The organism is Citrobacter braakii, from assembly GCF_009648935.1.
Taxonomy (GTDB): domain Bacteria; phylum Pseudomonadota; class Gammaproteobacteria; order Enterobacterales; family Enterobacteriaceae; genus Citrobacter; species Citrobacter braakii.
The window spans coordinates 1,589,718-1,612,213 of the sequence record NZ_CP045771.1; the positions used below are offsets into that span (position 1 = coordinate 1,589,718).

The following is a 22,496-nucleotide window of genomic DNA, read 5'->3' on the forward strand; positions in this document are numbered from 1 at the left end:
ATATCTGAGCAAAGGTTGTTGTTATGTTTGAGACTACATTGAATCCATTATGGGATAGTTTTATCCGCGCGGTGCAGGAAGAAGTTAAGCCTGCGCTGGGCTGCACGGAACCTATCTCTCTGGCTCTGGCGGCAGCGGTCGCCTCCTCTGAGCTGGACGGCGCGGTTGAACGCATTGATGCGTGGGTCTCACCGAACCTGATGAAAAACGGCATGGGCGTTACCGTGCCGGGTACCGGAATGGTTGGGCTGCCTGTCGCGGCGGCACTGGGTGCGCTGGGGGGAAATGCCCACGCCGGTTTAGAGGTACTGAAAGACGCCTCGCCTCAAGCGATTGCCGATGCGAAAGCGATGCTTACCGCCGGGAAGGTCGCGGTGATGCTGCAGGAGCCATGCGAGGACATTCTCTTCTCCCGTGCGAAGGTTTATAGCGCTGAGGGATGGGCGTGCGTGACGATTGTTGGTGGTCATACCAACATTGTGCACATTGAGACCAATAAAGGCGTGGTGTTCACGACAGAACAGAACGCTCAGGAAGAGGAGCAGGAGTCACCGCTGGCGGTATTGTCCCACACGTCGCTGGAAGAGATTCTGGCGTTCGTGAACGCGGTACCGTTTGAGTCAATCCGCTTTATTCTCGATGCGGCGAAACTGAACGGTGCGCTGTCCCAGGAAGGGCTGCGCGGTAACTGGGGCTTGCACATCGGAACCACGCTTGAGAAGCAGTGCGCGCGTGGCTTGCTGGCGAACGATCTCTCCACCTCTATTCTGATCCGCACCAGTGCGGCATCGGATGCGCGAATGGGCGGGGCGACGCTTCCGGCAATGAGCAACTCGGGCTCCGGTAATCAGGGGATTACCGCGACCGTTCCGGTAATGGTGGTGGCTGAGCACTTTGGTGCGGATGAAGAGAAATTGGCGCGTGCGCTGATGTTGTCTCACCTGAGCGCTATTTACATCCATCATCAGCTTCCGCGTTTGTCTGCACTGTGTGCGGCAACCACGGCGGCGATGGGCGCCGCGGCGGGGATGGCGTGGATTGTTGATGGTCGCTACAACACTATCGCGATGGCAATCAGCAGCATGATTGGCGACGTGAGCGGAATGATTTGCGATGGCGCCTCAAACAGCTGCGCGATGAAAGTTTCAACCAGCGCATCTGCGGCGTGGAAAGCGGTGCTGATGGCGCTGGATGATACCGCTGTGACCGGCAATGAAGGGATTGTGGCGCACAACGTGGAGCAATCTATCACGAACCTGTGTGCGCTGGCGTGTCGCTCGATGCAGGAAACCGACAAGCAGATCATTGAGATCATGGCCAGTAAGGCACATTAATCTGCAGGCCGGGTAAGGCGGAATCGCCCCCGGCATAACTCTAAGCCGCCTTTTCAGGCGGCTTCTTCGTCTTCCAGCCGTAGCTCGGCATCCGCCACAATCGCTTCCAGCTCTGTCAGCATTTCTTCATAGCCGAAGGTCACAGTATCCTGTTTTTTCGGCTCAACCTGCGGCTGGCGTTTTTTTGATGATTTCTTGCTCAATAGTCGTACTCCATTGTTTTCCCTGACTATACGGGCAAATCTATCAGCAAAGCGCGCAGCGCGGTATCGGCGACTAACGTTATGTTAGTTTCGTCACGAATAAATGCGCCATCGCCGCAGGTGAGCGCTTCCTTTTCGGCGCCAGATGTCACCGCATGGAATCTGCCGTGGATCGACTGTAAGTAAGCCCGCGGCCCATGTAACTGAAAACTCAGCGATTCACCTTGTTGCAGTTCAACGTGGTGCACCCATACCTGTTGACGCAGATGCAGGCTGCCTTGTTCTCCATCCGGCGAGGCGAGCAACTGATGCTTACCGGCACTCAGCGTGGCTTTCTGTACGCAGGCGTTTTCACGCTGCGGGCAGGCATCCAGCCAGAGCTGCATTCGGGTTAACGGTTTATCTTTGCTGATATTGTGTTCGCTGTAGCTAATTCCCGGCTGTGTGGCGAGCAGTAAAACTTCTCCTGCCTTGGCCTGGATATGGTTCCCTTCACTGTCGCGATACTCCGCTTCCCCTTCGAGGATCAGATTGACGATATCCACCTTCGGATAGGTACGTGGCTGGAAAGAGGCTCCCGGTGCCAGAACTTCCTGGTTCAGAACACGCAGCGAGGCATAACCCAGCAGTTTAGGATCAAAATAGTGTCCAAAGGAGAAGGTATAACGGGCCTGCAGCCAGCCGTAGTCTGCTTGCCCGCATTGTTTGGCTGTACGGGTAGTAATCATAGTTCTTGACCTCTCTTTACTTCCTTTTATGTTAAATGGCTAGACGCTGCATTGTTAGCCAGATATTCTGCCCGGTATGTTCAAATTTCCTGAATGAGAACGAGATGGCCAAAGAAAGGGCTTTAACGCTTGAGGCGTTACGCGTCATGGACGCAATAGACCGGCGTGGCAGCTTTGCCGCCGCAGCGGACGAACTGGGGCGCGTTCCTTCCGCGCTCAGCTATACCATGCAGAAGCTGGAGGAAGAGCTGGACGTCGTGCTGTTCGACCGTTCAGGTCATCGCACAAAATTCACCAACGTCGGGCGTATGCTGCTGGAACGTGGGCGTGTACTGCTGGAAGCTGCGGATAAGCTGACCACCGATGCCGAAGCGCTGGCTCGCGGTTGGGAAACGCATCTGACCATCGTCACCGAAGCGCTGGTGCCGACGGCGGCGTTTTTCCCGCTGATCGACAGACTTGCCGGGAAGGCCAATACCCAGCTTTCCGTTATTACCGAAGTTCTGGCCGGGGCGTGGGAGCGTCTGGAGCAGGGGCGGGCGGATATCGTGATTGCGCCGGATATGCATTTTCGCTCATCTTCGGAAATCAACTCGCGCAAGCTGTACTCGTTGATGAACGTATATGTGGCGGCCCCGGATCATCCAATTCATCAGGAGCCGGAACCGTTGTCGGAAGTCACCCGCGTGAAGTACCGCGGAATCGCGGTGGCGGACACGGCCCGCGAACGTCCGGTGCTGACGGTTCAACTGCTGGATAAACAGCCGCGTCTGACGGTGAGTTCAATAGAAGATAAACGCCAGGCGCTGTTGGCCGGCCTTGGCGTGGCGACGATGCCATACCCGCTGGTGGAAGAGGACATTGCGGCGGGTCGGTTGCGTGTGGTTAGCCCGGAATCGACAAGCGAAATTGATATTATTATGGCCTGGCGTCGAGACAGCATGGGCGAAGCGAAATCCTGGTGTTTGCGGGAAATTCCCAAGCTGTTTGCGGGTAAATAGCAGGGCTGTTACGCCGGATGCGGTGCAAATGCACCTTATCCGGCCGACAAGATGGTGTATTACATCAGGACAGTTGTTTCGGGTCAGCGCCGAAGCGGTTGCTCCCCTGAGTCCCATTTTGACAGTTGAAAATGATGATTACCAACCAGCCTACGATCGGGATCAGCAGCACCAGTAGCCACCAGGCCGAACGGTCGGTGTCATGTAAACGCCGGAACTGCACCGCCCACCACGGGATAAAGACCAGAACCCCATAAATCGTCGTTAATATGCCTTCCCCTCCGGCGCGTTCCCAGCCAAGCATTCTGTCCAGAATGCCCAGCACGAACGTAAAGATGATGTTGACCAGCACAAACATCCAGTATTCTTTACGACGCGCGCGGCCCCCAAAACCAAAGTAGTTCTTTAATACGTTTAAATACCAATCCATTTTTGCCTCGTTCTGTATTCAATTACTTGTTTTTAAAGCAATCAAATTAAGAATAGCCGTGAATGGAATGCTGGTAAATATTTGCAGTATTAATTATTTGGCCCCCAAAGGGGACCCGTGTAAATCAGGCAAAACGGTCATCACGCCCGTGGGGTTCGTTGAGGTCCTGCCACGGTCCGACAGAAATAATACCGGTCGGGTTAATGGTTTTGTGGCTACGGAAGTAGTGATTGCGGATGTGATCGAAATTAACGGTCTCCGCAATGCCTGGCATCTGGTAGATATCGCGCAGGAAACCGTATAGGTTCAGATAGTCGCTAATCCGGTGTTTGTCGCACTTGAAGTGCGTCACATACACAGGATCAAAGCGCACCAGCGTGGTCCACAGGCGAATATCGGCCTCTGTTAACTGGTCCCCGGTCAGGTAGCGATGTTGCCCAAGGATCTGCTCCAGTCGCGCCAGAGATTGAAAGACTTTTTCTACGGCGTCGTCGTAGGCTTCCTGACTGGTGGCAAATCCGGCTTTATACACGCCGTTATTGACGTTGTCATAAATCCATCCGTTGAGCTCGTCGATTTTAGTTTGCAGAGCGGGTGGATAGTAATCCCCGGCTTTCGCGCCCAGCGCATCAAACGCAGTGTTAAACATACGGATGATATCTGCAGATTCGTTGCTGACAATGGTGTGGTTCTTTTTGTCCCACAGCACCGGAACGGTCACCCGACCGCTGTAGTGCGGATCGGCGTGTAAATAGAGTTGATAAAGAAATTCGTGCTGATACAGGGTATCGCCGGTTGCCGCCGGGAAGTTATCGTCAAAGGTCCAGCCGTTTTCCAGCATCAGCGGATGCACAACGGAAACGGAAATAAACGGTTCCAGCCCTTTGAGTTTACGCAAGATCAGCGTGCGATGCGCCCACGGACAGGCCAGAGAAACGTAGAGATGATAGCGGTCTTTTTCGGCGGCGAAACCCCCTTCGCCCGTTGGACCCGGTGCGCCATCCGCGGTGAGCCAGTTACGGAAAGCTGATGCAGAGCGTTGAAATTTTCCCCCGGTTGATTTGGTGTCATACCAGGTGTCATGCCATACGCCGTCAATGAGTTGTCCCATGATTTTCGCCTCCTCAGATAGCAAAAGCGAGGAGATGTCTCCTCGCTTTTTGATGCGTTTAGTATAGCTCGCTTACCATTTTTTATTCAGTACACGGTCGATGCTGAATGCGCCCGGACCGGTGATAGCCAGCAGCAGGAAGCCGCCTGCGATGGTCAGGTTTTTCATAAACATCAGAGAGTTCACACCTTCCGCAAAGTTGCTGTGGAAGAGAAACGCCGTCAGCAGCGTGAAGCCCGCGGTGAACAGCGCAGTAGTACGGGTCAGGAAACCAAACAGGATGGCCAGACCGCCGCCAAACTCAAGCAGGATAACCAGCGGTAACATAAATCCTGGGACGCCCATGGCTTCCATGTACTGTTGGGTACCCGCATATCCGGTGATTTTTCCCCAACCTGCGGTAATAAACAGGATTGGCATCAGAATGCGCGCTACCAGTACACCAACATCTTCTAATTTCTTCATCATACTCTCCAGGAAACCACTCAGGCGGCTTATTGTGTTTTTTTGTGCAACGACGTCGCAGAGCGCGTCGTTGCTGTCGATGGAGAGAATCATAAACGCGGCTAATGACAATTGTTAGCAAGGAAAACTGTCAGAAATTTTCAAAAAATTTGAGGTTAGGGGGAGGAGAGGTGATTAGCCGCGCAGTTGCTGTTGTCTGATGGTCGATTTAACCAGACGCCAGATGCTCCACACGCTAAAGCCGCGTTTAGCCCAGCGTACCAGCAGATTCGGGTTACGAATGGTGCGAACCGCCATAATACTGCTTCCGACCAACACCCAGCCACGCAGGTTCAGCAGCGTCTTCCAGCCACGATCGTAAACTTCGGTGGCTTCCAGCCAGTCGCGGCGAGTGGCAGACAGATCCAGCCTTTGCTGCTGGATCTGTCCAAGCAGTTGCGCCTTACGTTGTTGACGTTCGACTTTACTGCTCATTATGCATCATCCTCCAGGGCCTGCCTGTCGTTAGCGAGTTCATTGCGCGTATGGCGTAGCAGCGTTGTTTTACGCGCTTTACTCAGCGTCCATAGCCCGCCGATAAGCGCTAAAAGCAACAGCACAACGGTGGTGGCAATCATGGCGTTCAGGCGATACTGCGGGTCTATGGCCCAGATGATAAGCACCATCAGGCTCATCAGACCAAACGCCGCGAACAGCATGGTCAGCCCAAGCATCAGCAGGATCTGGATGAGATTGGCTTTTTCCTCTTCCAGCTCAACGACGGCCAGCCGCAGCCGCGTCTCTACGATCTCAACGAGAATCGTCAGGATCCGCTGTCCAATACCCAGTACGCCTTTGCCTGGACCTTGTGCGTGTTGAGAGTCTGCCATTATTAACGGCGCGACAGCAGTACACCAAGTACCACACCGACTGCAGCGCCAATGCCGACGCCTGTCCATGGGTTTTCGCGTACGTAGTTATCGGCTTTTGCCGCGGCCTCACGGGTCTGTTTGGCAATCACATCGCTGGTTTCGCTCAGACGATGGCGGCTCTCGCGTAACGCATGTTCGGCTTTGCTGCGAATTTTACTCATCTCTTCCTTCGACTTATCGCCAGAGGAGCTAAGTACTTCTTCAAGCGTATCCGCAAGAGATTTCAGCTCAGCGCGCAGGTTTTCCGTAGCATTATCTTTCGACATAGTTTTCTCCAGTTGAGTGACTAGTTACCGTACTTAGTAATCGCGTGTCTCGAGTTCTTTCAGCTCTTGCTGAGCTTCAGCAAGCTTATGTTCGCGCTTGGCTATCTTATCCGCATCGCCTTTTTGCTTCGCTTCGGCCAAATCACGTTGACGCTCGGCTATCTCATTTTTCTGCTCGGCGATTTTTTTCTGATGGTCGGCGCGCAGTTTGCTGTCAGTACAATTTGCCCGAACTTCGCTCAGCGCTTTGTTCAGACCATTGATGCGGTTTTGATTGTTGTGCTTTTCGGCATAGCTTATCTCCCGCTGAATATCCTGTTCTTTTTCCTGACAGAGGGTGGAGGCGTAACTGCCGGCACTGAGAGCGAAAAGACTAATTGCTAAAGCGATGCGGTATTTCATTCTTGAACCTTCCATTGTGATTCGACCTTGTGGCTTTGGCCGATGCTCCAGAATAATAAAGCAATGGGTCATAAACCCAGTTTATTAATCATAGGCGCTAAATGATGAAATCACCAAAGTGAGTGATCTAATTCAGATTCCTGGAGATTAACCAAAACGGTGCGGGGTATCACGTAAGCGGGATAACCACTGTACCGCCTGATTATCATCATCCTGCTGAGCAATAACGAAACCGTGCGGTAACGTTCGGTCCAGCACGACCTTTGCGGCTGCGCTTTGCGCGCTGGAATCAAAGGTGATCAGCAGCGCGTCATTTTGCGGAGTAATGCTTTTAAAGCGAATACCGTTGGCGTCCAGGTGATGCCAGATAGAGAAGCCATCAGGCATGGTGGCTCCCTGGTTTACAGCACGAATGGCAAGCGTTGACTCCTGCTGGCGGATGACCGACCAGGTCAGGAGCAGCGCGCCGATAAACAGCATAAAAGTAGTCGTCCAGGCCAGTCGTCGGAGTGTTATGCATGATTTCAGCATAATTTACCCTCGGTTCCCGTATTTCTTTTTCCAAAGCACAACCAGTGAACCTGCCAGACCAAACACCAGTAACACCACGGGAAGCAGCATCAGACAAGACATCAGCTGATCTTCATATTTGAGAAACACTGGCGTTTTGCCCAGCAGATAGCCAAGCGTTGTGAGAATCAGAACCCAAAGCAGTCCGCTCATCCAGTTAAAGAACTGAAAGCGCGCATTGTTAAGACCGGACAATCCTGCGATGGTCGGCAGTAATGTTCTGACAAACGCGATAAAGCGACCGACCAACAGGGCAGACAAGCCATGCTTATGGAACAGATGATGTGCGCGCTGATGGTAGTGCGCGGGTAGATGAGACAGCCAGTTTTGAACGGTGCGGGTATTTCCCAGCCATCTCCCCTGGATATAGCTGAGCCAGCAACCCAGGCTGGCCGCGGTGGTGAGCAGCAGTACCGTTTGCGGAAAACCCATCGCGCCTTTAGCGATAAGTACGCCGACCAGTACCAGTAGACTGTCGCCAGGTAAAAAGGCTGCTGGCAGCAGTCCGTTTTCCAGAAACAAAATGGTAAACAGTACGAAATAGAGCATGCCAATCATGGAGGGATTGGCCAGCGTTTCAAAATCCTGAGCCCATAAAGCATTCAATAATTGAGTCAGTAGTTCCATTCAATATTCCTGGAGAATCGGTTGTCGTCATGCCGGTATTCTGGAGTTTGTAACGCCGCAATTTTATTGGTGTTTTTTACATGGATCGCGGTCTGACACAAATTCACGGCCTGAACTATTCCCTGTAAAGTTGTGAAGTAAGCAAGCTCTCAAACACAAAAATTCAAATAACAACTAATTGTAACAAAGGTCAACGTAGTCCGTTATAGAAATTACGGGTGTTGCACTGTGATTTTGCTTATCGCAATGGAGGGAGGCGAGAGGATTTACACAGGCTGACACTTTATACCTAATGCTTACCAAGCGTCAGAAACAGGCGCTTTGTCGCGCCTGCATCGTTAAGATTGTTTATTTTGCGCCGTTAGCTGCCGTATCGAGATGAATGACGGGATTATCGGTAAAAAGATAACGGTCTGCGTTGAATTCAAAATCATCGCTGGTTTCGTTAAACAGCATCTGCTTTGTGTTCTCAAGATGCTGCCACATCGCCAGTTTGGCGGCGTGTGGATCTTTGCGAATCAGCGCCCGCAGGATCTGGTCATGGTCGTCGCACCAGTTATCTATCGTGCGCAGGTCGATGTGGTCGTGCAGCTTCTTCCAGTAGGGGTTGTGAATACGCTGAGTCCACATTTTTTCAACAATCGCGGCCAGGGCAGAGTTCTGTGTTGCCAGCGCGACCTGCACATGGAACAGGAGATCCCACTCGGAGTCACGAAAGCTTTTTTCGTTACGCGACTTCTCCTGAATTTCCATCAGTTTCATGATGTCCTGTTTGGTCACCTGGGTGGCGGCAAACTCAGCAATGTTGCTTTCTATGAGCTGGCGAGCCTGGAGCAGCTCAAACGGACCGTAGCTGGCGAATTCCAGACTTTCATCTGGCGCGACATAGTGTTTGGGTTGGTTTGAAATGACGTGGATCCCCGATCCTTTACGCACTTCAACATAGCCCTCAACCTCGAGCATGATAATCGCTTCACGAACCACGGTGCGGCTGACATTTTTTTCATCGGCGATAAAGCGCTCGGCGGGGAGTTTGTCACCCACCAGGTAGACACCCTGCTCAATGCGTTCTTTCAGATCAGCGGCAAGTTGTTGGTACAAACGTCGTGGTTCGGTGATTTCCATATGCGCTCCAGGCATGATACGGCAGACTCTATTTGTTATACCACTTTTGCGATTACGGCTCCACTCGCGGCGATAAAAAAGCCGCCAGATGACTGGCGGCTTAGCATTACATAACCTTGTTAAATCGTGTCTGGTTAACTTTGCGCAGCGGGATCGCCAGTTTGCGAAGCTGACTCTACCTCGCTGGCCGATTTGTTCTGCAATACCGTCCAGATGACTAACGCGCCGAGCAGGTCGAATACCGCCAGTACGGCGAACAGCGGGCTGAAGCCGATGGTGTCAGCCAGCGCGCCAACGACCAGTGCAAACAGCGTACTTGCAAGCCAGGCGGACATACCGGTCAGACCGTTCGCGGTTGCCACTTCATTACGACCAAATACGTCAGAAGAGAGCGTGATCAGCGCACCGGACAGCGCCTGGTGAGCAAAGCCGCCGACGCACAGCAGGGCGATAGCAATGTACGGGCTGGTGAACAGACCGATCATCCCTGGGCCAATCATCAGCAATGCGCCCATGGTGACGACCATTTTACGGGAAACGATCAGGTTAACGCCGAACCAGCGCTGGAACAGCGGCGGTAAGTAACCCCCTACGATACAACCCAGGTCAGCAAACAGCATCGGCATCCAGGCAAACATCGCAATCTCTTTCAGGTTAAAGCCGTAGACTTTAAACATGAACAGCGGGATCCAGGCGTTGAAGGTACCCCAGGCCGGCTCTGCCAGGAAACGCGGCAGCGCGATGCCCCAGAACTGGCGATTACGCAGGATCTGACCGAGAGACATTTTCTTGGCGGTGCTGTTTTTATGCTGTGATTCCTGACCATTCAGAATGTAATCACGTTCTTCATCAGACAGTTTTTTCTGGTCGCGTGGGTGTTTGTAAAATACCAACCAGCACATGGCCCAGATAAAGCTCAGGGCACCAGAAATAATGAATGCCATCTGCCAGCTGTGCATGACGATAGCCCAGACGACCAGCGGCGGAGCAATCATCGCGCCGATAGAGGAACCGACGTTAAAATAACCCACGGCGATTGAACGTTCTTTTGCCGGGAACCATTCAGAACTGGCTTTCAGACCCGCAGGGATCATCGCAGCTTCAGCGGCACCGACTGCGCCTCGCGCCAGCGCCAGTCCACCCCAGCTACCAGCCAGTGCGGTCGCGCCACAGAAGACGGCCCACAGAACGGCGAACATCGCGTAACCAATTTTTGTGCCGAGCACATCGAGCACGTAGCCGGCAACAGGTTGCATTACGGTGTAAGCAGCAGAATACGCTGCGATGATATAGGAATACTGTTGGGTGGAGATGTGTAACTCTTCCATCAGAGTTGGCGCAGCTGCCGCCACAGTGTTACGTGTCAGATAACCCAGCACGGTGCCAAGCGTCACCAGTGCGATCATGTACCAACGTAACCCTTTAATTTTACGCATGTAAAACCTCATCGTTTTGTTATGTCCGCGAACGAGCGGTCATCTTCCAGTTCAGGGAGGAGGATGTTCTTTTACGAGGGGGTAACCGAAAAAAAAGCCGGTACTCCCCGAACTCTGCCATGTCAATATTTGTGCTAATTCGGTTTCCGTACCGGTTAATCCGATGGTGATACATCGGTAATTTGCATTCCGTCGGCTTATGTATCGCGACGGCAAAAAGATAACTTGTCATACAGCTTTAAAAGGTGAGTGCCATCACAAAAGTGTGAATCTTCGTGTGGTCATTATTTCGATTCAGCAAAGCCAGTGCTGGTGCGGCTTGGCGCGTGGTTTACCTCTTTGAGAGTAATTTTTTTGTCGCCATTTGTTGATCTAACTCACGAAAATATCTTCAGTGTATGGAAATTGGTGTGATAACTTTGTCAACATCAAAACATAAGCAATCTGACGCACTCGCTGAGAGGAAGACGATAATGACCCCGTTTATGACTGAAGATTTCCTGTTGGACACCGAATTTGCCCGCCGTCTGTATCATGATTACGCCAAAGACCAGCCAATCTTCGACTACCACTGTCATTTGCCACCGCAACAAATCGCGGAAAACTACCGTTTTAATAACCTGTATGACATCTGGCTGAAGGGTGACCACTACAAGTGGCGTGCGATGCGTACTAACGGCGTCGCTGAGCGCCTGTGTACCGGCGATGCGTCCGATCGCGAGAAGTTTGACGCCTGGGCCGCCACGGTTCCGCACACAATCGGTAACCCGCTGTACCATTGGACCCACCTCGAATTACGTCGCCCGTTTGGTATTACAGGTAAGCTGCTGTCTCCGGCAACGGCTGACGAAATCTGGAACCAGTGCAACGAACTGCTGGCGCAGGACAAATTCTCCGCGCGCGGCATCATGCAGCAGATGAATGTGAAAATGGTTGGTACTACCGATGACCCGATCGACTCTCTGGAGCATCACGCGGCCGTTGCTAAAGACGGAAGCTTTGATGTGAAAGTGCTGCCGAGCTGGCGTCCGGATAAAGCCTTTAACATTGAGCAGGCGACCTTTAATGACTATATGGCGAAGCTCGGTGAGGTGTCTGACACGGATATCCGCCGCTTCAGCGACCTGCAAGCTGCGCTGACCAAACGTCTGGATCACTTTGCGGCTCACGGCTGTAAAGTCTCTGACCACGCGCTGGACGTGGTGCTGTTTGCTGAATCTAACGAATCTGAACTGGATAGCATTCTGGCACGCCGCCTGGCGGGTGAAACGCTGAGCGAGCATGAAGTTGCCCAGTTTAAAACCGCGGTGCTGGTGTTCCTCGGTGCGGAATACGCGCGTCGTGAATGGGTACAGCAGTACCATATCGGCGCACTGCGTAATAACAACCTGCGTCAGTTCAAACTGTTGGGCGCGGATGTCGGCTTCGACTCCATCAACGATCGCCCGATGGCCGAAGAGCTGTCCAAACTGCTGAGCAAGCAGAACGAACAGAACCTGCTGCCGAAAACTATTCTCTACTGTTTGAACCCGCGCGATAACGAAGTGCTGGGCACCATGATCGGCAACTTCCAGGGCGAAGGTATGCCGGGCAAGATGCAGTTCGGTTCCGGCTGGTGGTTCAACGATCAGAAAGACGGTATGGAGCGTCAGATGACGCAGCTGGCCCAGCTCGGTCTGCTGAGCCGTTTCGTCGGCATGCTGACCGATAGCCGTAGCTTCCTGTCATATACGCGCCATGAATACTTCCGTCGCATCCTGTGCCAGATGATTGGCCGTTGGGTTGCTGCAGGTGAAGCGCCGGCAGATATCCAGCTGTTGGGTGAAATGGTCAGAAATATTTGCTTCAACAATGCGCGTGATTATTTCGCCATTGAACTGAACTAAGGCCTGGGTGAAGGTATGCAATACATCAAGATCCATACGCTGGATAACGTCGCGGTAGCGCTCGCTGATTTGGCTGAAGGAACCGAAGTCACCGTTGATGGGCAAGCGGTAATCCTGCGCCAAGCGGTTTCTCGTGGCCATAAATTCGCTTTATGCGATATTGCGCAAGGCGAAAACGTCATTAAATACGGTTTGCCAATCGGTCATACGTTGGTGGACGTGGCGGCGGGTGAGCATATTCATGCTCACAACACGCGCACGAATCTGAGCGACCTGGACACGTATAGCTACCACCCTGATTTTCAGGCAGAGCTTGTTCAACCCGCCGATCGCGACGTACAGATCTACCGTCGCGCCAACGGCGAGGTCGGCGTGCGCAACGAACTGTGGATCCTGCCGACGGTCGGCTGCGTCAACGCTATGGCGCGTCAGATGCAGACCCGCTTTCTGAAAGAGACCAACGACGCCGAGGGTATCGACGGCGTGCATCTTTTCAGTCACACCTACGGCTGTTCACAGCTGGGTGACGACCACATCAACACCCGTACCATGCTGCAAAATATGGTGCGCCACCCGAATGCGGGTGCGGTGCTGGTGGTCGGCCTGGGCTGTGAAAACAACCAGGTTGATGCCTTCCGCGAAACCTTAGGCGAGTACGATCCTGAGCGTGTTCACTTTATGGTCTGCCAACATCAGGAAGACGAAGTGGAAGCGGGGATTGAACATCTCCATCAGTTGTACAACGTGATGCGTAACGATAAGCGTGAGCCGGGTAAGCTGGGCGAGCTGAAGTTTGGTCTGGAATGCGGCGGCTCTGACGGCCTGTCTGGTATTACCGCCAACCCGATGCTGGGGCGTTTTTCCGACTATGTGATTGCCAACGGCGGCACCACCGTGCTGACTGAAGTACCGGAAATGTTCGGTGCCGAGCAGCTGCTGATGGACCACTGCCGTGACGAAGAAACCTTCGGCAAGCTGGTGACCATGGTCAATGACTTTAAGCAGTACTTCATTGCTCACGACCAGCCGATTTACGAGAATCCATCGCCGGGCAACAAAGCGGGCGGGATCACCACGCTGGAAGATAAATCTCTGGGCTGCACGCAAAAAGCGGGCTCCAGCCAGGTGGTGGATGTACTGCGCTACGGCGAACGCCTGAAGACACACGGCCTGAACTTACTGAGCGCGCCGGGTAACGATGCGGTTGCTACCAGTGCCCTCGCGGGCGCGGGCTGTCATATGGTGCTGTTCAGCACCGGCCGCGGTACGCCGTACGGCGGTTTTGTGCCGACGGTGAAAATTGCGACCAACAGCGAGCTGGCGGCCAAGAAAAAACACTGGATCGATTTTGACGCCGGACAGCTGATCCACGGTAAAGCGATGCCTCAGCTGCTGAGCGAGTTTGTCGATACGATCGTTGAGTTCGCCAATGGCAAGCAAACTTGCAACGAGCGCAACGATTTCCGGGAACTGGCTATCTTTAAAAGCGGCGTAACATTGTAATTACCCTTCATCTTTCGCGTGACAGCCGCGTTGGCTGCGTCCATTCACCCCGGTCACTTACTCCAGTAAGCTCCCGGGGATGTCTGAACTTACCGCCTTGCGGTAGCACGAAATCTATTGGGTAATCGAAATGGAGTGGATTTTAAAAACGGCGTTTCATAATATGGAGCGCCGTTTGTTTTTGCGTTTCCTCACAAGGATCTCCCATGACCGCGTATTGGCTGGCCCAGGGCGTAGGTGTCATCGCCTTTTTGATCGGCATTACCACCTTTTTCAATCGAGATGAGCGCCGGTTCCGGCTGCAACTTGCCGTCTACAGCGCCACCATTGGCGTGCATTTTTTTCTGATGGGCGCCTGGCCTGCGGGAATGAGTGCAGAGCTAAACACCATCCGCACACTCGTCTCGATGCATACCCGCAAACTGTGGGTAATGACCGTTTTTATTATCCTCACCCTGGTTCTTGGGCTGGCGAAATTACAGCATGCGATGGAGCTGTTGCCGATTATCGGCACGCTGGCCAGCACCTGGGCGCTGTTTCGCTGCCAGGGGCTGACCGTGCGCTGCGTAATGTGGTGCGCAACCGCCTGTTGGGTTATCCATAATTTCTGGTTGGGATCGATTGGTGGGACGATGATCGAAGGTAGTTTTCTGGTGATGAACGGCCTGAACATTATTCGCTTCCGGCGGATGCAAAAACGCGGAATTGATCCATTCAAAATTGAAAAAAGCGTACAAGAAGAGAACCCCTCCGTCCGGTGACGGAGGGGCAGAGATTAGCCGCGCAGGGCGTTATTTGCCAGACGTTCGTCTTCAGCCTGGCAGGCCGCAGCGGTAAACAGGACGTCTGTAGAAGAGTTCAGCGCCGTTTCACAGGAATCCTGCAATACGCCGATGATAAAGCCAACGGCAACGACCTGCATGGCGATGTCATTCGGGATACCGAACATATTACATGCCAGTGGGATCAGCAGCAGAGAACCTCCCGCCACGCCCGATGCGCCGCAGGCACACAGCGAAGCCACCACGCTCAGTAACAGCGCCGTCGGTAAATCGACCGGAATACCCAACGTATTTACCGCCGCCAGCGTCAACACGGTAATGGTGATCGCCGCGCCAGCCATGTTGATGGTGGCTCCCAGCGGGATAGAAACCGAATAGGTATCACGATCCAGGTTCAGCTTCTCACACAGCGCCATATTCACCGGAATGTTTGCCGCGGAGCTACGGGTAAAGAAGGCGTACACGCCGCTTTCACGCAGACAGGCCAGCACTAACGGATATGGGTTGCGGCGAATTTTCCAGAATACCAGCAGCGGGTTGACCACCAGTGCTACCAGCAGCATACAGCCTACCAGCACGGTCAGCAGCTGCGCGTAGCCCCAAAGCGTGGCGAAACCGGTGGTTGCCAGCGTGGAGGAGACCAGGCCGAAGATACCGATCGGCGCGAAACGAATCACAAGCTTCACCATAAAGGTAACAGCGTTGGACATATCGTTGACCAGATTTTTGGTCGTTTCATTACCGTGACGCAGCGCAAAGCCCAGACCGACGGCCCAAACCAGGATGCCGATGTAGTTGGCGTTAAGCAGTGCATCAATTGGGTTAGAAACCATGCTCATTAGCAGGCCACGCATCACTTCAATAATGCCGGACGGCGGTACGATATCGCTGGCGCTGCTTGAAAGATGCAGCGTTGATGGGAAGGCGAAGCTGAAGACAACGGCCGCTAGCGCTGCGGAAAATGTTCCGAGCAGGTAGAGGAACAGGATTGGGCGGATATTGGTTTTTTGCCCGTGCTGGTGGTTGGCGATAGAAGCCATTACCAGCATCAGAACCAGAATTGGTGCGACGGCTTTTAACGCGCCGACGAACAGAGTACCCAGTAAACCAACGGCTTCTGCCGCAGGTTTTGACACCAGTGCCAGTAAAATCCCCAGAACCAAACCGATCAAAATTTGTTTAACCAGGCTCCCTTGCGCCAGGCGCGAGAATAGCCCCGATGAACGTTGCGTAGTCATGTAGTAATCCTTTCATTGTGTTGTTGCCCTGCCTTTGTGCGTTCTGTAGACGCATCTTTCAGGATGGGGCAAATGTTTGCATGGCTGAGTATAAGGAAAGAACAGGGTTCTGGAAGCGAAATATCCTGGATTTCGCGTTGAGATCATATTTTATAACTTTGAGTTAACATTATTTTGACATGATAAACAAAAAACCCGACGCACGCAGTGTGCTGTCGGGCTTTTCAGCTAGCAGATGAAACTTACTGTATTTGTTGCTTTTTATCGTGCTGGTGGTTGACCCAGGCGTTCACAATCAGCGTCACAAACAGAATGCCAAATACCACGCCTAACGAGATAGCGATCGGGATATGGTAGAAATCGACGATCAGCATCTTAATACCGATAAACACCAGAATGACCGACAAACCGTACTTCAGCATGGAGAAACGCTCCGCCACGCCCGCCAGCAGGAAGTACATTGCGCGCAGACCCAAAATAGCAAACAGGTTTGAGGTCAGCACGATGAACGGGTCGGTAGTGACGGCAAAGATAGCCGGAATACTGTCGACGGCAAAAATGACGTCGCTCAGCTCAACCAGAATCAACACCAGCATCAGCGGCGTAACAAACAGCAGGCCGTTTTTACGCACGAAGAATTTTTCATCTTCGATGGTATCGGTCATGCGCAAATGACCGCGCAGCCAGCGTACTAACGGCCTGTCGCCAATACCGGAAGCATCTTCTTTCGCCAGCGCCATTTTTACGCCGGTAAACAGCAGGAATGCACCAAACACGTACAACAGCCACTCAAACTGGGTGATAAGCCAACTGCCGGCGAAGATCATGATCGTACGCAGAACAATGGCTCCCAGCACGCCATACACCAGTACCCGACGCTGCAACGCAGGCGGTACGGAGAAGTAGCTGAACAGCATCAACCAGACAAAGACGTTATCTACTGCCAGCGATTTTTCGATCAAATAGCCGGTAAGGAACGCCAGCGCCTGTGGGTCGGCAACGGCGCGGCCCTGGGTTTGTGCCAGGTACCACCAGAAGACGGCGTTAAACAGTAACGACAGCGTTACCCAAACGATTGACCAGGCCGCAGCCTGCTTCATCGACATCGTATGCGCGCCACGACGACCCTGCAACAGCAGGTCGATGGCCAGCATAATTACCACCACGACAGCGAAGCCACCCCATAACAACGGTGTGCCGACAGTATTCATTGTATTTCCCCATGCATAAAAAAAAACGGCCAACGCCGAATGACGTTAGCCGCTGCTTTTTATGCATAGACCTTGCCATTCGGCAAGGTCTCACTTACAACAACAAAGGAATACGATGGCGTATTCCTTTGTTATCGCCCGGCGACCGGATGTGGTTTTTCACACATCGTAATGACGATCAACCGACAACGAAGTTACTCCCCTTTGCGGGTTACAAAATATTACAGGCCATGCATTCAGTCAATGGCCTGCAACATTCGTTTTACATACTTTTACGCAGTCAGCGATATTACCGCTTCGTCTGCCGGGAAAATCACGCCGGTCTGGCGGCGAATCTCTGTTTGCAGTTTGGCGGTGATACGGCTGACGGCCAGTGCGGGGTGATCCACTTCGCCGGATTCAACCAAATGAGCAAAAGCCTCTGCCTCATACAGCATAGTATTGATGTGCTGAGGCGTCGTCAGATCCTGGGTTTTCCCCCCGCGAGGAACGAAGCACACTTTCTGACACTCGGAGATATGCTCGATCACCAGCGATCCCTGCTCACCCTGAATTTCACTGGCTAACACCGAGTCGCTTACTTTTGAGTGCTGGAGTGTGACGCTGAAATCACCGTAATTCATCACCACCACGCCGTGGGCATCTACGCCGCTTTCTAGCAGACTGGCGCTGGCCTGAACGCTTTGCGGCTCACCCCACAGCGCAACCGCTGAGGCCAGGCAGTAAAAACCGATATCCATAATCGAGCCATTTGAGAACGCCGGATTAAACGTGTTCGGATTTTCACCGTCCAGATAGCGCTGGTAACGCGAGGAGTACTGGCAGTAATTGATAAACGCTTTCCTGATTCTTCCGACTTTGGGTAGAGATTGCTGCAACAGCAGGAAGTTAGGCAAGCTGGCGGTCTTAAACGCTTCAAACAGCACGACCTGATTTTCGCGCGCGCAGGCGATAGCGGCTTCGGCTTGCGCCTGGTTTGAGGCCAGCGGCTTTTCGCAAATAACATGCTTTTTGTGCCGCAAAAACAGCTCAGTCTGCGGGAAGTGCAGGGAGTTTGGACTGGCGATGTAGACGGCGTCGATCGCCTCGCTTTGCGCCATCGCTTCCAGTGAGGTAAACAGATGCTCGACGGGGTAATCATTGGCGAAGGTCTGCGCCTGCTCGAGGCTACGGGAATAGACCGCGGTTAACTTATATTTGCCGGTTTCATGGGCGGCATCGACAAACTGGCGGGTGATCCAGTTTGTGCCAATTACTGCGAAACGTATCATAATGGCCTTCAGGCTGCGAAAAGGGATCCTTTCGTCAATTTAGCATGCTCTGAAGACAAAGCCAGTGCGCGACTACGCAGTTTGCTTTAACGATTGTTGCGTTAACCACAGGCGGGTATCGAACTCCAGTTGATGATACTGAGGCTCCATATGACAGCACAGCTGGTAAAACGCTTTGTCGTGCTCTTTTTCTTTCAGATGCGCCAGTTCATGAACGACGATCATGCGTAAAAAAGGTTCAGGGGCATTGCGAAACACGGTGGCAACGCGGATCTCCGCTTTGGCTTTTAACTTACCGCCCTGCACGCGAGATACGGCGGTATGCAGCCCCAGCGCATTCTTCAGAACGTGTATCTTGCTGTCATACATGACTTTATTCAGCGGCGGGGCATTACGCAGGAACTGATTTTTCAGATCCTGAGTATATTGCCAGAGCGCTTTGTCGGTCGCGAAATCATGCGTCCCCGGATAGCGCTTCTCCAGCACTGCGCCCAGACGCTGTTCAGCAATCAGCGTTCTCACCTGAGAAAGTAAATTCTCCGGGTAGCCCTGGAGATAAGTTAGTTGGTTCATCTTTGCCCATGCCAATCATAAAAAGTGTATACTCACGCACCCTTTTCAGGGATACGCCGAAATTTTACCATTCAGGAGGGCCGATGAGCCACATAGACAACGGTTTCCGTTCGCTGTCACTTAAACGTTTCCCGGAAACGGATGACGTTAACCCGCTGCTGGCGTGGGAAGCGGCAGATGAATATCTGCTGCAACAGCTGGACGATACCGAGATTAGCGGCCCGGTGCTAATCCTGAATGATACCTTTGGCGCGCTGGGCTGTGCGCTGGCGCAACATTCGCCGTACAGCATTGGCGACTCCTATCTCAGCGAGCTTGCCACACGCGAGAACCTGCGTCATAACGATATTGCCGAGTCGAGCGTCAAGTTCCTCGACAGTACGGCTGACTACCCGCAGGCGCCGGGCGTGGTGCTGATTAAGCTGCCAAAAACCATGGCGCTGCTGGAGCAGCAACTGCGCGCGCTGCGTGAAGTGGTGACGCCGCAAACGCGTATCATCGCCGGGGCAAAAGCGCGTGATGTGCATACCTCGACGCTGGAGCTGTTTGAAAAAGTGTTGGGTCCAACCACCACCACGCTGGCGTGGAAAAAAGCCCGTTTAATCAACTGTACGTTCAGCAAACCTGAGCTGGCCGCTGCCTCGCAAGTGCTAAGCTGGAAGCTGGAAGGTACCGAATGGACTATCCATAACCACGCCAACGTCTTCTCCCGTACCGGACTGGATATCGGCGCGCGCTTTTTTATCGAGCATCTGCCGGAAAACCTCGAAGGGGAGATTGTTGACCTCGGCTGTGGTAACGGTGTCATCGGTATGACGCTGCTGGCGAAGAACCCGGAAGCCAGCGTGGTATTTGTTGATGAATCGCCGATGGCGGTGGCTTCAAGCCGCTTGAACGTGGAAAGTAACATGCCTGAAGCGCTGGATCGCTGTGAGTTTATGATCAACAACGCGCTGTCGGGCGTCGAACCGTTCCGCTTTAACGCCGTGCTGTGTAACCCACCGTTCCACCAGAAGCACGCGCTGACGGATAACATTGCCTGGGAGATGTTCCACCACGCTCGCCGCTGCCTGAAAATCAACGGTGAGCTGTACATTGTGGCTAACCGTCACCTTGACTACTTCCACAAGCTGAAGAAGATTTTCGGCAACTGCGTGACCATCGCCACCAATAATAAATTCGTGGTGCTAAAAGCGGTCAAAACCGGTCGCCGCCGCTAATCGTGTGTGCCGGATGGCGGCGTGACCGCCTTATCCGGCCTACGAAATACATACTGTTAAATTTCCAGCGCCAGCGTCGTCCCTTGGGCAATAGCGCGCCGGGCATCCAGCTCCATCGCCACATCGCAGCCGCCGATCAGATGTACCGTTTTACCTGCCGCGTGGAGTGGATCAACCAGTTCACGGCGCGGCTCTTGTCCGGCGCAAATCACCACGTTATCCACGTTAAAGATCAACGGTTCGCCGTTCAACACGACGTGTAACCCATCATCATCAATTTTCTGATAGCTAACTGCCGGGATCATTTTCACGCCGCGTGAGAGCAGGGTGGCGCGATGGATCCAGCCCGTCGTTTTCCCTAAACCTTGTCCCGGTTTGCTGGCTTTGCGCTGCAACATCACTATCTGGCGCGGGCTGCGGGATAAGTGCGGGCCTTCCAGGCGTAAGCCGCCAGGCTGTTGCAGGCTGGTGTCGATCCCCCATTCCACGCAGAATTCCGCAATGTTTTGGCTGGTGGGCTCACCGGGCTGGCTCAAATACATGGCGGTATCAAAACCGATCCCGCCGCAGCCAATGATCGCCACGCGTTTGCCCACCGGCATTTTATCGCGCAGGACGTCGAGATAGCTGAGCACTTTAGGATGCGCGATCCCCTCGATCGGTGGCATGCGTGGCTCGATCCCGCTGGCGAGGATCACTTCATCGAAGGGGTACAGATCGCGTGCGCTGACAAAGTGATTCAGCTTCAGCGATACGCCAGTCACATCGATCATCCGGCGGTAGTAGCGCAGGGTTTCATAAAATTCTTCTTTGCCGGGGATCTGCTTAGCGATATTAAACTGCCCGCCAATCTCGCTATGCGCGTCAAACAACGTCACGTGATGACCGCGTGCGGCGGCATTAATGGCGAAGGCGAGGCCTGCAGGACCTGCTCCGACAACCGCCAGATTTTTCGGCACAGTGGCGGCAACGATCGGCATTTTGGTCTCATGGCAGGCGCGCGGATTCACCAGGCAAGAGGTGACTTTGCCGATGAAGATCTGATCCAGGCAGGCCTGGTTACAGCCGATACAGGTATTGATCTCATCCGCTCGCCCGGTTTGCGCTTTTGACAGCAGTTCGGCATCGGCGAGGAACGGACGGGCCATCGACACCATATCGGCATCGCCACGGGCCAGAATGTCATCGGCGACTTGAGGATCGTTAATGCGGTTGGTGGTGATCAGTGGGATCGTCACATGCCCTTTCAGCTTACGTGTCACCCAACTAAACGCACCGCGCGGCACCGGGGTGGCAATAGTGGGAATACGCGCCTCATGCCAGCCAATACCGGTGTTAATAATGGTCGCCCCTGCGGCTTCTATCGCCTGCGCCAGTTGGACGGTTTCGTCGAAGGTTCCGCCGTTTTCCACCAGATCGAGCATCGACAGGCGGAAGATAATAATAAAGTCATTACCGGCACGCTGGCGTACCGCGCGCACCACTTCCACGGCAAAACGCATGCGGTTGGCATACTCGCCACCCCACTCGTCATTGCGCTGATTGGTGCGCAGAGTCAGGAATTCGTTGATGAGATAGCCTTCCGAGCCCATCACTTCGACGCCATCATAGCCCGCTTCCCGCGCCAGTTGAGCGCAGTGGGCAAAATCTTCAATCAACTGCAGCACCTCATCGTGCGTCAGCTCATGCGGCGTAAAGCGGTTGATTGGCGCCTGAATGGCAGAAGGTGCCACCAGATGTGGCTGGTAGCTGTAACGCCCGGTATGCAGGATTTGCAGGGCGATTTTGCCGCCTTCGTCATGCACCGCGTCGGTAATGACGCGATGATGTGCAAGCTGGCTGGTGTCGTTCAGCATCGCGCCGCCTTCCATCCCCACGCCGGAAAGCGCAGGCGCAATACCTCCGCTCACAATTAACGCTACGCCATGACGGGCGCGCTCGGCGTAGAACGCGGCCAGCCGTTCTGCACCGTCGGGATACTCCTCCAGCCCGGTATGCATTGAACCCATCAGCACGCGGTTTTTAAGCGTGGTGAAGCCTAAATCGAGCGGGGCGAACAGCGACGGATAGCTCATAAAGGTGTCCAGTATGTAAAATTATTGTTATGTGGTCGGATGAGTTCTAATTTAGCCGTCGTGGCGTAAAAGGGAAAAGGGGAATGCCGTGATTGTGATGGGATTCAAAAAATGCCCCTGCGGACGCA

The 22,496-nt window shown here is 53.5% G+C and carries 24 protein-coding genes; 6 read left to right on the forward strand and 18 right to left on the reverse strand.

Features of this window, described 5'->3' with window-relative positions:
* Positions 1-23 precede the first annotated feature (23 nt).
* Positions 24-1,334, forward strand: coding sequence for an L-cysteine desulfidase family protein (locus GFC06_RS07455; RefSeq protein ID WP_016154627.1), 1,311 nt, complete (start codon positions 24-26; stop codon positions 1,332-1,334).
* A 53-nt stretch (positions 1,335-1,387) separates the two neighbouring features.
* On the opposite strand, the gene GFC06_RS07460 is transcribed toward GFC06_RS07455, so the two are convergent.
* Positions 1,388-1,537 (reverse strand): hypothetical protein, encoded by a 150-nt coding sequence (locus GFC06_RS07460; RefSeq protein WP_016157540.1) that lies wholly within the window; start codon positions 1,535-1,537, stop codon positions 1,388-1,390.
* Positions 1,538-1,563: 26 nt separating this feature from the next.
* Positions 1,564-2,265 (reverse strand): pirin family protein, encoded by a 702-nt coding sequence (locus GFC06_RS07465; RefSeq protein ID WP_016157539.1) that lies wholly within the window; start codon positions 2,263-2,265, stop codon positions 1,564-1,566.
* Positions 2,266-2,369: 104 nt separating this feature from the next.
* Here GFC06_RS07465 and yhaJ point away from each other — a divergent pair, with 104 nt between their 5' ends.
* A complete protein-coding gene (gene yhaJ / locus GFC06_RS07470) occupies positions 2,370-3,266 on the forward strand; it encodes a DNA-binding transcriptional regulator YhaJ (protein ID WP_016154624.1) in 897 nt (298 codons plus the stop codon).
* Positions 3,267-3,330: 64 nt separating this feature from the next.
* Here yhaJ and GFC06_RS07475 read toward each other — a convergent pair whose 3' ends face one another.
* From GFC06_RS07475 to GFC06_RS07525, 11 genes are all read right to left on the reverse strand, one after another.
* Positions 3,331-3,696 (reverse strand): DUF805 domain-containing protein, encoded by a 366-nt coding sequence (locus tag GFC06_RS07475; RefSeq protein WP_016154623.1) that lies wholly within the window; start codon positions 3,694-3,696, stop codon positions 3,331-3,333.
* A gap of 124 nt (positions 3,697-3,820) precedes the next feature.
* Entirely contained in the window at positions 3,821-4,807 is a 987-nt protein-coding gene (gene yqjG, locus GFC06_RS07480; protein WP_016154622.1) for a glutathionyl-hydroquinone reductase YqjG, read from the reverse strand.
* Between the two features lie 72 nt (positions 4,808-4,879).
* Positions 4,880-5,272, reverse strand: coding sequence for a DoxX family protein (locus GFC06_RS07485; protein ID WP_003024847.1), 393 nt, complete (start codon positions 5,270-5,272; stop codon positions 4,880-4,882).
* 174 nt (positions 5,273-5,446) lie between these two features.
* Positions 5,447-5,746, reverse strand: coding sequence for a YqjK-like family protein (locus GFC06_RS07490; protein WP_003024845.1), 300 nt, complete (start codon positions 5,744-5,746; stop codon positions 5,447-5,449).
* Positions 5,746-6,141 carry a phage holin family protein gene (locus GFC06_RS07495; RefSeq protein ID WP_016157537.1) on the reverse strand — a complete coding sequence of 132 codons (396 nt, stop codon included), beginning with the start codon at positions 6,139-6,141 and terminating at the stop codon, positions 5,746-5,748. The genes GFC06_RS07490 and GFC06_RS07495 overlap by 1 nt, the downstream gene beginning before the upstream one ends.
* A 2-nt stretch (positions 6,142-6,143) precedes the next feature.
* Positions 6,144-6,449, reverse strand: a complete 306-nt coding sequence (locus GFC06_RS07500) for a DUF883 family protein (protein WP_003024832.1) — start codon at positions 6,447-6,449, stop codon at positions 6,144-6,146.
* A 33-nt stretch (positions 6,450-6,482) separates the two neighbouring features.
* Positions 6,483-6,851 (reverse strand): DUF1090 domain-containing protein, encoded by a 369-nt coding sequence (locus GFC06_RS07505; protein WP_016154619.1) that lies wholly within the window; start codon positions 6,849-6,851, stop codon positions 6,483-6,485.
* 147 nt (positions 6,852-6,998) lie between these two features.
* Positions 6,999-7,367 (reverse strand): EnvZ/OmpR regulon moderator MzrA, encoded by a 369-nt coding sequence (mzrA, locus tag GFC06_RS07510; RefSeq protein ID WP_029139667.1) that lies wholly within the window; start codon positions 7,365-7,367, stop codon positions 6,999-7,001.
* 18 nt (positions 7,368-7,385) lie between these two features.
* Entirely contained in the window at positions 7,386-8,048 is a 663-nt protein-coding gene (gene yqjA / locus GFC06_RS07515; protein ID WP_003024820.1) for a DedA family general envelope maintenance protein YqjA, read from the reverse strand.
* A gap of 348 nt (positions 8,049-8,396) precedes the next feature.
* Positions 8,397-9,173 (reverse strand): transcriptional regulator ExuR, encoded by a 777-nt coding sequence (gene exuR, locus GFC06_RS07520; RefSeq protein ID WP_047499647.1) that lies wholly within the window; start codon positions 9,171-9,173, stop codon positions 8,397-8,399.
* Between the two features lie 134 nt (positions 9,174-9,307).
* On the reverse strand, positions 9,308-10,609 hold the full coding sequence (locus GFC06_RS07525) for an MFS transporter (protein ID WP_016154616.1): 1,302 nt from the start codon (positions 10,607-10,609) through the stop codon (positions 9,308-9,310).
* Between the two features lie 473 nt (positions 10,610-11,082).
* Between GFC06_RS07525 and uxaC the strand changes: the two genes are divergently transcribed.
* The 3 genes from uxaC to GFC06_RS07540 all read left to right on the forward strand — a co-directional run bounded on the left by uxaC (position 11,083) and on the right by GFC06_RS07540 (position 14,759).
* The gene (gene uxaC / locus GFC06_RS07530; protein WP_047499643.1) at positions 11,083-12,495 is read left to right on the forward strand and encodes a glucuronate isomerase; all 1,413 of its coding nucleotides are present in this window, start codon (positions 11,083-11,085) and stop codon (positions 12,493-12,495) included.
* 15 nt (positions 12,496-12,510) lie between these two features.
* Positions 12,511-13,998: a UxaA family hydrolase gene (locus GFC06_RS07535; RefSeq protein ID WP_016154614.1), complete on the forward strand. Its 1,488-nt coding sequence runs from the start codon at positions 12,511-12,513 to the stop codon at positions 13,996-13,998.
* 206 nt (positions 13,999-14,204) lie between these two features.
* Positions 14,205-14,759 (forward strand): YgjV family protein, encoded by a 555-nt coding sequence (locus GFC06_RS07540; RefSeq protein ID WP_016154613.1) that lies wholly within the window; start codon positions 14,205-14,207, stop codon positions 14,757-14,759.
* A 14-nt stretch (positions 14,760-14,773) separates the two neighbouring features.
* Here GFC06_RS07540 and sstT read toward each other — a convergent pair whose 3' ends face one another.
* The 4 genes from sstT to GFC06_RS07560 form a co-directional block, all read right to left on the reverse strand.
* A complete protein-coding gene (gene sstT, locus GFC06_RS07545) occupies positions 14,774-16,018 on the reverse strand; it encodes a serine/threonine transporter SstT (RefSeq protein WP_049283300.1) in 1,245 nt (414 codons plus the stop codon).
* Between the two features lie 242 nt (positions 16,019-16,260).
* Positions 16,261-17,229 carry a TerC family protein gene (locus GFC06_RS07550; protein WP_016154611.1) on the reverse strand — a complete coding sequence of 323 codons (969 nt, stop codon included), beginning with the start codon at positions 17,227-17,229 and terminating at the stop codon, positions 16,261-16,263.
* 272 nt (positions 17,230-17,501) lie between these two features.
* Positions 17,502-18,500 carry a Gfo/Idh/MocA family protein gene (locus tag GFC06_RS07555; protein WP_103767078.1) on the reverse strand — a complete coding sequence of 333 codons (999 nt, stop codon included), beginning with the start codon at positions 18,498-18,500 and terminating at the stop codon, positions 17,502-17,504.
* Positions 18,501-18,572: 72 nt separating this feature from the next.
* On the reverse strand, positions 18,573-19,073 hold the full coding sequence (locus GFC06_RS07560) for a M48 metallopeptidase family protein (RefSeq protein WP_016157533.1): 501 nt from the start codon (positions 19,071-19,073) through the stop codon (positions 18,573-18,575).
* A gap of 83 nt (positions 19,074-19,156) precedes the next feature.
* Between GFC06_RS07560 and rlmG the strand changes: the two genes are divergently transcribed.
* Positions 19,157-20,293 (forward strand): 23S rRNA (guanine(1835)-N(2))-methyltransferase RlmG, encoded by a 1,137-nt coding sequence (gene rlmG / locus GFC06_RS07565; protein WP_049283298.1) that lies wholly within the window; start codon positions 19,157-19,159, stop codon positions 20,291-20,293.
* Between the two features lie 56 nt (positions 20,294-20,349).
* Here the strand turns inward: rlmG and GFC06_RS07570 are convergent, their stop codons facing one another.
* The gene (locus GFC06_RS07570; protein ID WP_153689986.1) at positions 20,350-22,368 is read right to left on the reverse strand and encodes an oxidoreductase; all 2,019 of its coding nucleotides are present in this window, start codon (positions 22,366-22,368) and stop codon (positions 20,350-20,352) included.
* Positions 22,369-22,496: the final 128 nt, after the last annotated feature.

Coding starts and splice junctions, on each gene's coding strand:
- GFC06_RS07455 (WP_016154627.1), top strand. CDS start 24: ATGTTTGAGACTACATTGAATCCATTATGGGATAGTTTTATCCGCGCG.
- GFC06_RS07465 (WP_016157539.1), bottom strand. CDS start 2,265: ATGATTACTACCCGTACAGCCAAACAATGCGGGCAAGCAGACTACGGC.
- yhaJ (WP_016154624.1), top strand. CDS start 2,370: ATGGCCAAAGAAAGGGCTTTAACGCTTGAGGCGTTACGCGTCATGGAC.
- GFC06_RS07475 (WP_016154623.1), bottom strand. CDS start 3,696: ATGGATTGGTATTTAAACGTATTAAAGAACTACTTTGGTTTTGGGGGC.
- yqjG (WP_016154622.1), bottom strand. CDS start 4,807: ATGGGACAACTCATTGACGGCGTATGGCATGACACCTGGTATGACACC.
- GFC06_RS07485 (WP_003024847.1), bottom strand. CDS start 5,272: ATGAAGAAATTAGAAGATGTTGGTGTACTGGTAGCGCGCATTCTGATG.
- GFC06_RS07490 (WP_003024845.1), bottom strand. CDS start 5,746: ATGAGCAGTAAAGTCGAACGTCAACAACGTAAGGCGCAACTGCTTGGA.
- GFC06_RS07495 (WP_016157537.1), bottom strand. CDS start 6,141: ATGGCAGACTCTCAACACGCACAAGGTCCAGGCAAAGGCGTACTGGGT.
- GFC06_RS07500 (WP_003024832.1), bottom strand. CDS start 6,449: ATGTCGAAAGATAATGCTACGGAAAACCTGCGCGCTGAGCTGAAATCT.
- GFC06_RS07505 (WP_016154619.1), bottom strand. CDS start 6,851: ATGAAATACCGCATCGCTTTAGCAATTAGTCTTTTCGCTCTCAGTGCC.
- yqjA (WP_003024820.1), bottom strand. CDS start 8,048: ATGGAACTACTGACTCAATTATTGAATGCTTTATGGGCTCAGGATTTT.
- exuR (WP_047499647.1), bottom strand. CDS start 9,173: ATGGAAATCACCGAACCACGACGTTTGTACCAACAACTTGCCGCTGAT.
- GFC06_RS07525 (WP_016154616.1), bottom strand. CDS start 10,609: ATGCGTAAAATTAAAGGGTTACGTTGGTACATGATCGCACTGGTGACG.
- uxaC (WP_047499643.1), top strand. CDS start 11,083: ATGACCCCGTTTATGACTGAAGATTTCCTGTTGGACACCGAATTTGCC.
- GFC06_RS07535 (WP_016154614.1), top strand. CDS start 12,511: ATGCAATACATCAAGATCCATACGCTGGATAACGTCGCGGTAGCGCTC.
- GFC06_RS07540 (WP_016154613.1), top strand. CDS start 14,205: ATGACCGCGTATTGGCTGGCCCAGGGCGTAGGTGTCATCGCCTTTTTG.
- sstT (WP_049283300.1), bottom strand. CDS start 16,018: ATGACTACGCAACGTTCATCGGGGCTATTCTCGCGCCTGGCGCAAGGG.
- GFC06_RS07550 (WP_016154611.1), bottom strand. CDS start 17,229: ATGAATACTGTCGGCACACCGTTGTTATGGGGTGGCTTCGCTGTCGTG.
- GFC06_RS07555 (WP_103767078.1), bottom strand. CDS start 18,500: ATGATACGTTTCGCAGTAATTGGCACAAACTGGATCACCCGCCAGTTT.
- GFC06_RS07560 (WP_016157533.1), bottom strand. CDS start 19,073: ATGAACCAACTAACTTATCTCCAGGGCTACCCGGAGAATTTACTTTCT.
- rlmG (WP_049283298.1), top strand. CDS start 19,157: ATGAGCCACATAGACAACGGTTTCCGTTCGCTGTCACTTAAACGTTTC.
- GFC06_RS07570 (WP_153689986.1), bottom strand. CDS start 22,368: ATGAGCTATCCGTCGCTGTTCGCCCCGCTCGATTTAGGCTTCACCACG.